The organism is Rhodoblastus sphagnicola, from assembly GCF_002937075.1.
In the GTDB taxonomy this organism is placed as follows: domain Bacteria; phylum Pseudomonadota; class Alphaproteobacteria; order Rhizobiales; family Beijerinckiaceae; genus Rhodoblastus; species Rhodoblastus sphagnicola.
This window is the reverse complement of sequence record NZ_NHSJ01000023.1, coordinates 18,922-27,656: the sequence shown is the minus strand read 5'-3', so window position 1 is coordinate 27,656 and position 8,735 is coordinate 18,922. Positions and strand designations below refer to the sequence as shown.

Sequence of the window (8,735 nt, the reverse complement as noted above, 5' to 3'; positions counted from 1 at the left end):
CGCACTGAGATGTTCATCCGCCAGTTCGAATATCTGGAGGCGCTGGCGCGGGAAAAGCATTTTCGGCGTGCGGCGGAAGCCTGCGCCGTGTCACAGCCCACGCTTTCCGCCGCTTTGGCGCAGCTTGAGGACGAACTCGGCGTGCCCCTGGTCGAGCGCTCCGGACGGTTCCAGGGCCTGACGCCGGAGGGCGAGATCGTGCTGGCGCGCGCGCGCCGCGCCCTGATCGAGATCGAGGCTTTGCGCGCGGAGGTGGCCGAGGCGCGCGAAGGTCTGCGCGGCAAGCTGCGCCTTGGCGTCATCCCGACCGCGCTCCCCATGGCCGTGCGCGTCACCGCGCCCTTTTGCACTTCGTTTCCCGCCGTGACGCTGGAAATCCTGTCGCTGACCTCGGACCAGATCCGGCAAAGGCTGGAAAGTTTCGAGATCGACGCCGGCATGACCTATCTCGACAACGAACCGCTGACGGGCGTGTTGTCGAAGCCGATCTACGCTGAGTCCTATTGCCTGCTGACACGCGCGGACGGGCCGCTCGGCGGGCGCGAAACCATCAGCTGGGCCGAGGCCGCCGAGCAGAAGCTGTGCCTGCTGACCGGCGACATGCAGAACCGCCGCATCATCGACGGCCTGTTTCGCAGCGTCGGCAAGGCGCCGCGCCCGGCGGTGGAGACCAATTCGATCTTCAACCTGATCACCCATGCGGCGCTGCCGGGCGTGGCGAGCATCGCCTCGCGCCAGGTGCTCGACCGGTTTGGGCCGCCGGCCGGGGTGATCGCCCTGCCGCTGGTCGAGCCCGAGGCGCGGCACTCCATCGGCCTCGTCGTCGCCGACCGGCAGCCGCTGCCGCCGCTGCCGCGAAAATTGTTCGAACAGGCGCCGGCGCCGGACTCGGTCCTCGCGCTTTAGGCTTCTGTTGTTCCATATTTTCCTCACGCGATCCGGCTCTCTCATTCATGGGCGTGGCTCGATCACGCCGAGCGCCGTTTGCGCGTTTTCAAGCCTTGCGCGGCTTGACGCAGCGCCTGCCGCAAGCTCTGATCTCCCAAAGGGAGGCGCTCATGTCGAAATTCAAAGCCATTCGCATTGTCAAGGAGCCGGCCTATGCCGCCTCTTATTCGGAGTTCGACGACTCCGAATTGATGGAGGGCGATGTCACCGTGCGGGTCAGCCATTCCACCGTCAATTACAAGGATGGCCTCGCGCTCACCGGCAAGAGCCCGGTGGTCCGGCGGTTTCCGATGATTCCGGGCGTCGATTTCGCCGGGGTGGTCGAGGCTTCGTCAAACCCCGACTTCAAGCCCGGCGACGCCGTCGTGCTCAACGGTTGGGGGCTGGGCGAGACGCATTTGGGCGCCTATGCGCAAAAGGCGCGGGTCAAGGCCGAGTGGCTGGTTCCGCTGCCGAAAGAATTTTCGCCGGCGCAGGCCATGGCGATCGGGACGGCCGGTTATACCGCGCAACTCGCCGTGCTGGCGCTGGAAAAACACGGCCTCACCCCCGCGCGCGGCCCCGTTCTGGTGACGGGCGCGGCGGGAGGCGTCGGGTCCGTGGCGGTGACGCTGCTGGCAAGACTGGGGTGGCATGTGATCGCCTCGACCGGGCGGCCCGAGGAGGCGGACTTTTTGAAAAATCTCGGCGCGGCGGAGGTGATCGACCGCGCCGAATTGTCGGCGCCGGGGCGCCCGCTCGGCAAGGAGCGCTGGGCGGCGGCGGTGGACAGCGTCGGATCGCACACCCTGGCCAATGTTTTGGCGCAGACCAAATATGAGGGCGCGGTGGCCGCTTGCGGTCTGGCGCAGGGCATGGATTTGCCGACCACCGTCGCGCCCTTCATCCTGCGCGGCGTGGCGCTGCTGGGCATCGACAGCGTGATGAAGCCGAAGGCGGCGCGGTTGGAGGCTTGGGCGCGGCTGGCGCGCGACCTCGATTTGGAAAAGCTGGCGGCTTTGAGCACGACGATCGCGTTCGATCAGGTGATCGAGACGGCGGAGAAGATTTTGGCCGGGAAGGTGCGCGGGCGCATTGTGGTGGAAATTCCCTGAGCCCGCGCGGGCGCAAACCGGGACGCCCGGTTTGCGCCGAACCGGCTTAGTTGGCGCGCGTCCAGGTCACGGATTTGCAGATCAAGCCGCCGAGCACGCAGCCCGACGTCGTCATGGACGCGCCGGACAAAGTCACTTTGCCGTCATAGGTCTTGCCGTCCTCGGGATTCAAGGCGGAGCCGGCCCAGCCGCCATCCGACGGCTTTAGCCCGAAGAAGACCTGCTGGCCGACATGGGCGGGCGAATTGGCGTCGCGCAGCCAGGTGATGGATCCACAGATCGCGCCGCCGCAATTGGCCATGCGGATGCGCGACTTGCCGTCGGTGCGTTTCCATTCGCCGGTTATGTCGCTGGCGAGCGCCGGCGCGGCCAACATCAGGGCCGCGAGCGCGAGGGTGATGACTTTCATTGTTTCCTCCCTTTTTAAAATTCAGCCGCGAAATCCGGCCTCCGCGGCCTGCCAATGCGCGAGCCAGTCCGGAACTTCGACCGCCGGCGCCTCGACCGCGAGGCTGCGCAGCAGATCCGCTGTCGGCAGGCCGCCGGCGCGGCCGAGCAGCAGCGCCTTGACCACGGCCTGACAGTACAATTCGCCGCCGCTCTCGATGCGATGTTCGATGAACAGCCATTTTTCGTCCCAGCCGATCATCCGGCTGCGCAGGGTGAAGGGCTGGAATGGCGCCAGCGAGCGGCGAAAACGCACCATGGCGCTCGCCACCACCGGCTTGAGTTTTTCGCGCCACACCAGACCCGCGAAGCCGCAGCGAATCGCGAGGTCGAAGCGCCCGATGTCCATGACGGCGAGATAGCGGGCGTTGTTCATGTGCAGGTTGACGTCGAGATCGTTGGGCCAGACCCGAAAGGTCAGAGCCGACTCGTCGCGCCAGCCGAGTCTTTGGCGAAACGGGGCGCTCGCGGCCATTTTGAGCAATCGCAACCAGGGCGCCATTGCGCTTCCTTTTGAGTCATTGATGGACCTGCCCGAAAGCCTCGCCCGGCTCCCTCTCCCCGTTTACTGGGAGAGGGGAAAGTCCCATATGCGCTAGGTTAAGGTCGGTGGCTGCTGAGAACTTCGTGGGTTGATCCCCTCGTGCTTCGAGACGGCGAGCTTCGCTCGCCTCCTCAGCATGAGGGGATCAATGGAATCAATCGAGTAGCCCTCATGCTGAGGAGGCTCCGAAGGAGCCGTCTCGAAGCACGAGGGCGGTCCACGGCTTTTGCCGCAGCCTGCCAGNTAGGTTAAGGTCGGTGGCTGCTGAGAACTTCGTGGGTTGATCCCCTCATGCTGAGGAGGCTCCGAAGGAGCCGTCTCGAAGCACGAGGGCGGTCCACGGCTTTTGCCGCAGCCTGCCAGTGCTTAACCTGACGGATATGGGGGACAGTCCCGTCAGAACGCCGCTTCCTCGAACGCCATCATGGTCTTGCCGCCGGCCAGAATCGTGGAGAGCAGCGCGCCGGTTTGCGGCAGCAGGCGCTCCATGTAGAAGCGCGCGGTCAGGACTTTCGCCTTGTGGAACGGATCGTCCGCCTGCGGCAGGCTGACCTCCGCCATGCGCGCCCAGAGGTAGGCCAGCGTGGTCAGGCCGAACAGCCGCAAATAATCCGAAGCCGCCGCGCCGGCCTCGTCGGGACGCGCCATGCCGACGCGCGCCACATGCAGCGTCGCCTGCTGCAAGCGCCCGAAGGCTTTGCCGAGCGGACCGATGAGGTCGGCCAGGTCGGCGTTGCTTTTGTTGGCCTCGATATAGTCGGAGATCGGGTGGAACACCGTGCGCAAATAGCGTCCGGCATGGGCCGGCATTTTCCGCCCGACGAGGTCGAGCGCCTGGATGCCGTTGGCGCCCTCGTAGATTTGCGCGATGCGGCCGTCTCTGATGAATTGCTCCATGCCGTGGTCGCGGATGTAGCCGTGGCCGCCGAAAACCTGCACGCCGAGATTGGTCGCCTCATAACCTGTGTCGGTGAGGAAAGCCTTGATCACCGGGGTGACGATGGCGATGAAATCCTCGGCCTTGGACCGCTCGGCCGGATCGGGATGCTTCTTGGCGGTGTCGAGCGCCTTGGCCGCCCAGATCGCCAGCGCGCGGCCGCCCTCGATGTAGGCGCGTTGCGTCAGCAGCATGCGGCGGATGTCCGGGTGGACGATCAGCGGGTCGGCCGGCTTGTCCGGATTTTTCACGCCGGACAGCGAACGGCCCTGCAGGCGCTCCTTGGCGTAAGTCACCGCGCCCTGATAGGCGGATTCGGCGAGGCCGAGGCCCTGCACGCCCACCGCCAGACGCTCGGCGTTCATCATGGCGAACATGGCCTGCATGCCCTTGTGCGGCTGGCCGATCAGCCAGCCCTGGGCGTCGTCAAAATTCATCACGCAGGTGGCGGACGCCTTGATGCCCATCTTGTGCTCGATGGAGCCGCAGCGCACGCCATTGCGGGGGCCAGGCCGGCCTTCGGCGTCGGGCAGGAATTTCGGAACGAGGAACAGGCTGACGCCCTTGATGCCCTTGGGGCCGCCGGGGATTTTCGCCAGCACGAGATGCACGATGTTTTCGGTGAGGTCATGCTCGCCGGCCGAGATGAAAGTCTTCGTGCCGGTGATCTTGTAGGAGCCGTCCTCCTGGGGAACCGCCTTGGTGCGCATCAGCCCGAGATCGGTGCCGCAATGCGGCTCGGTCAGGCACATCGTGCCCGACCATGTGCCATCCACCAGTTTCGGCAGATAGGCTTGCTTCAGCTCGTCCGAGCCATAGCCGTGCAGCGCGACATAAGCGCCATGCGACAGGCCCGGATACATGCCGAACGACAGGTTGGCGGAACAAATCATTTCCTCGACCAGCGTGTTCAACGCCGCCGGAACGCCCTGGCCGCCGAAGGCTGGATCGCAGGCGATCGAGGTCCAGCCGCCGTCGCGGAAGGTGTCATAGGCTTGCTTGAAACCTTTGGGCGTGCGCACGACGCCGTTCTCGTAAGCGCAGCCCTCCTCGTCGCCGGAGCGGTTGAGCGGTTGCAGCACCTGCTCGCAGATTTTCGCGGCCTCTTCGAGCACGGCGTCGAGCGTGTCGCGGGTGAAATCCTCGTAGCCCGGCAGCGACGTCAGATCGTCGCCGCCCATCACGTCATAGAGCACATAGCGCATGTCGCGCAGCGGAGCCTTGTAGGCGGGCATTTTCGTCTCCCTGCGGGGTCAGTTGCGGAGCGGCTTGCCGGTTTCGAGCATGTGCTCGATCCGGGCGAGGCTGTCGGGGTTGCGCACCAGCTTCATGAAATTCTGGCGTTCGAGTTCGAGGATTTTATCCTCGCTGAGTTCGTTGAAATATTCGGTGTCGCCGCCGGTGAGAATGTTCGCCAGCGCGTCGGACACGACGATATCGTGCCTGGTCGCCTTGCCGATTTTGGCGAAACCGTCCACCGCCATTTTCAGCGCCAGTTTTCCCGACGGTCCGGGCAGCCGATAGACCGGCGACTGCGGCGGCTGGTAGTTTGCGACGAGTTTCAGCGCCTTGGCCTTGGCGTCGAACAGCAGCCGGTTGCGGTTCATGGTGATTCCGTCGCCCTCGCGCAGGATCAGCATGTCGCGGGCTTCCGCCGCCGACTTGGCGACGCGGGCGGTGCTGATATATTCGAACACCTGCGCCACGGCGGGCATGGGGCCTTTCGGCATTTTGGGATTGGCCTGCCAGCGCGCCAACAATTCCTTGCAGCCGCCCCAGCCGGGGATCAGGCCGACGCCGACTTCGACCAAGCCGATATAGCTTTCGGCATGGGCCTGGATGGCGTCGGAATGCAGCAGGATTTCGCAGCCGCCGCCGAGCGCCATGCCGGAGGGGGCCGAGACCACCGGGAAGGGCGCGTATTTGAGCCCCTTGTAGGCGAATTGGCCGAGGCCGACCAATTGCTCGATCTCGCCCCAGGCCGCGACATTGGCTGCGAACAGGGCAAGGCCGAGATTGGCGCCGACGGTGAAATTCGCGCCCTCGTTATAGACCACCAGCGCCTTGTAGCTCTTTTGCACGAGCTGGACGGTCTGGTTGAGCAGCATCACAATGTCGGCGTCGAGCGAATTCATCATGCTGGTGAATTCGAAACAGAGCACGCCGTCGCCAATGTCCCACACCGAGGCGGAGGCGTTTTTCAGCACCGGTTTTTGCGTGAGTTTGATGTCGGCGAGCAGCAGCACGCCTTCGGGGCGCTCCAGCGTGACGTAATCGCCCGACAGGGTGAGCGCCTGACGCTTGCCGTCATCGATGCGGTAAAACGTCTTGCCCTTGGCGGCTTGCAGGATCGGCGGAACGAGGCCGCCCTCCTCCGCCAGCCGCGCGACGAACCAGTCGGGGCCGATCTTGTCCAGCAGCTCGAACGGACCCCATTTCCACGCATAGCCAAGGCGCATGGCCTCGTCGATGGAGAAAATGTCGTCGGCGGCGTCGCCGACCAGCGCCGCCGCATAGGTCAGGGTTTTACGCACGACATCCCAGGCGTAGCGGCCGTGGGCGCTGTCATGGGTGAGCAGTTTTTTCAGATCCTTGCCGGCCTCGTCGATGGCCTCCACCTTCGCTTTGCGTTGCGCGCGAAAATCGCCGGTGGCGAGGTCGATGGTTTCCTTCAGCTTGCCCTTGTCGCGGTTGAGTCGGTAAAAACCGCCCTTGCCCTTGCGGCCGGTGTAACCGTCCTTGATCATGCGCTCGACCAGCGGCAGCGGCTTGTTCATGCCGTGGAACGCGTCGAGCGATGGCAAAGCGGAGGCCATGCTGGCGTTGATGTGCGGCATCAGGTCGAGGCCGATCAGGTCGAGCAGGCCGAACACGCCGGTCTTGGGAATCCCGAGCGGCTTGCCGATGAGCGCGTCGGCCTCCTCGACGTCGAGCTTGTGCTCGAAGGCCAGCACCACGGCCGATTGCAGCCAGTACACGCCGAGCCGGTTGGCGATGAAGCCGGGCCGGTCCTTGCACACCACCACGCCCTTGCCGAGCTTGTAGTCGCAGAAATCCGTGATGGATTTAATGGTGTCCGCGCTGTTGTTTGCGCTCGTCACCAGCTCCAGCAGACGCATGTAGCGCGGCGGGTTGAAGAAGTGCGTGATGACGAATTTTTCCGCGAAATTTTGGGGCATGCCCTCGACAAGTTTTTCCAGCGGAATGGTCGAGGTGTTGGAGGAAACGATCGCCTCCGGCTTGCGATGCGCGTCGATCTTTTTGTAGAGCGCCTGCTTGACGTCGAGCTTTTCCACCACGACTTCGACGATCCAGTCGCAGTCGCGCAACAGCTCCAGATGATCCTCGATATTGCCGGTGGTGACGAGCTTGGCCGCCGCCTTGCTCATGAACGGCGCCGGCTCGGTTTTCAGCATTTTGGCGACCGCGCCTTCCGCGACCGCATTGCGGTTTTCGGCGCCGGCCGGAACGATGTCGAGCAACACGACAGGGACGCCCGCGTTCGCGACTTGCGCGGCTATGCCGGCGCCCATCACGCCAGCGCCGATGACGGCGACTTTATTGATGGCCATCACACGGCCTCCAGGATGGTGGCTATGCCCTGCCCGCCGCCGATGCATTGGGTCGCCAGCGCGTATTTGCCCTTTTCGCGCTTGAGCAGGCTGGCGGCCTTGCCGACGATGCGCGCGCCGGTGGCGCCGAGCGGATGGCCCAGCGCGATGGCGCCGCCGTCGATATTGACCTGATCGACGGACAGCCCGAGTTCGCGCATGCAGGCGATGCTTTGCGAGGCGAAAGCTTCGTTGAGTTCGACCACGTCGAGTTGCTTGGCTTCAAGCCCGGCGCGCGCGAGCGCCTTGCGGGTGGCGCCCACCGGGCCGATGCCCATGATTTCAGGGTCGCAGCCGCAGACCGCGACGCTTTTCACCAATGCGAGAATGTCCAGACCCTTGGCCTTGGCGTAAGCCTCCGAGCAGACCAGAACGGCGGAAGCGCCGTCGGTGAGCGGAGACGACGTGCCCGCCGTCACCGAACCTTGCGCGTCAAAGGCCGGCTTCAATTCGGCCAGCGTCGCGGCGGTGGTTTCGGGACGCGGACAGCCGTCCACGCTGACCTCGCCCTTGCGGGTTTTGATCGGGACGATCTCGTCATTGAACTTGCCGGCGGCCTGCGCGGCGGCGACGCGTTGCTGCGAGCGGACCGCGAATTCTTCCTGCTCGGCGCGACTGATCTGCCATTTGTTGGCGACGTTTTCCGCCGTCTCGCCCATGCCCATATAGGCGCCGGGCATTTTGGCGTAGAGGCCCGGGTTCGGCAGCGGGTTGAAGCCCATCATCGGCACGCGGGTCATGCTCTCGACGCCGCCGCAGATGAACAGGTCGCCGGCGCCGAGCGCGATGGCGCCGGCGGCGATATGCACCGATGACATCGACGAACCGCAGAAGCGGTTGACGGTGGCCCCGGCGGCCGATTTCGGCAGACCCGCCAGCAGACTGACAAGGCGCGCGACGTTAAAACCCTGCTCACCTTCGGGGAAGGCGCAGCCCATGATGACATCCTCGATGTCGGCGGGATCGACGCCGGTTCTGGCGACCAGCGCGGCGATCACCTGGGCGGCGAGATCGTCCGGCCGCACCGAAACGAGTTCGCCCTTTTTCGCCAGGGTGAAGGCTGAGCGCGCGTAGCCCGCGATGACGGTGCGAGTCATGAAAAGTCTCCCGATACGAAGGTGATGATTTGCGCCGACGGCCTTGGCGGCAATGAG

At 64.8% G+C, this 8,735-nt stretch carries 7 protein-coding genes; 2 read left to right on the top strand and 5 right to left on the bottom strand.

Annotated elements, in window-relative coordinates; translation table 11 throughout:
* Positions 1-9: 9 nt before the first annotated feature.
* Both CCR94_RS02145 and acuI read left to right on the top strand, forming a co-directional pair.
* A complete protein-coding gene (locus CCR94_RS02145; protein WP_104506237.1) occupies positions 10-906 on the top strand; it encodes a LysR family transcriptional regulator in 897 nt (298 codons plus the stop codon).
* A gap of 152 nt (positions 907-1,058) precedes the next feature.
* Positions 1,059-2,042: an acrylyl-CoA reductase (NADPH) gene (gene acuI, locus CCR94_RS02140; RefSeq protein WP_104506242.1), complete on the top strand. Its 984-nt coding sequence runs from the start codon at positions 1,059-1,061 to the stop codon at positions 2,040-2,042.
* Positions 2,043-2,088: 46 nt separating this feature from the next.
* On the opposite strand, the gene CCR94_RS02135 is transcribed toward acuI, so the two are convergent.
* From CCR94_RS02135 to CCR94_RS02115, 5 genes are all read right to left on the bottom strand, one after another.
* The gene (locus CCR94_RS02135) at positions 2,089-2,451 is read right to left on the bottom strand and encodes a DUF2147 domain-containing protein (RefSeq protein ID WP_244593900.1); all 363 of its coding nucleotides are present in this window, start codon (positions 2,449-2,451) and stop codon (positions 2,089-2,091) included.
* A gap of 21 nt (positions 2,452-2,472) precedes the next feature.
* Complete coding sequence (locus CCR94_RS02130) at positions 2,473-2,991, bottom strand: thioesterase family protein (protein WP_104506236.1); 519 nt, start codon at positions 2,989-2,991, stop codon at positions 2,473-2,475.
* Between the two features lie 438 nt (positions 2,992-3,429).
* Positions 3,430-5,205, bottom strand: coding sequence for an acyl-CoA dehydrogenase C-terminal domain-containing protein (locus tag CCR94_RS02125; protein ID WP_104506235.1), 1,776 nt, complete (start codon positions 5,203-5,205; stop codon positions 3,430-3,432).
* An 18-nt stretch (positions 5,206-5,223) separates the two neighbouring features.
* On the bottom strand, positions 5,224-7,542 hold the full coding sequence (locus tag CCR94_RS02120) for a 3-hydroxyacyl-CoA dehydrogenase/enoyl-CoA hydratase family protein (RefSeq protein ID WP_244593899.1): 2,319 nt from the start codon (positions 7,540-7,542) through the stop codon (positions 5,224-5,226).
* Positions 7,542-8,678, bottom strand: a complete 1,137-nt coding sequence (locus CCR94_RS02115) for a thiolase family protein (protein ID WP_104506240.1) — start codon at positions 8,676-8,678, stop codon at positions 7,542-7,544. The genes CCR94_RS02120 and CCR94_RS02115 overlap by 1 nt, the downstream gene beginning before the upstream one ends.
* Positions 8,679-8,735: the final 57 nt, after the last annotated feature.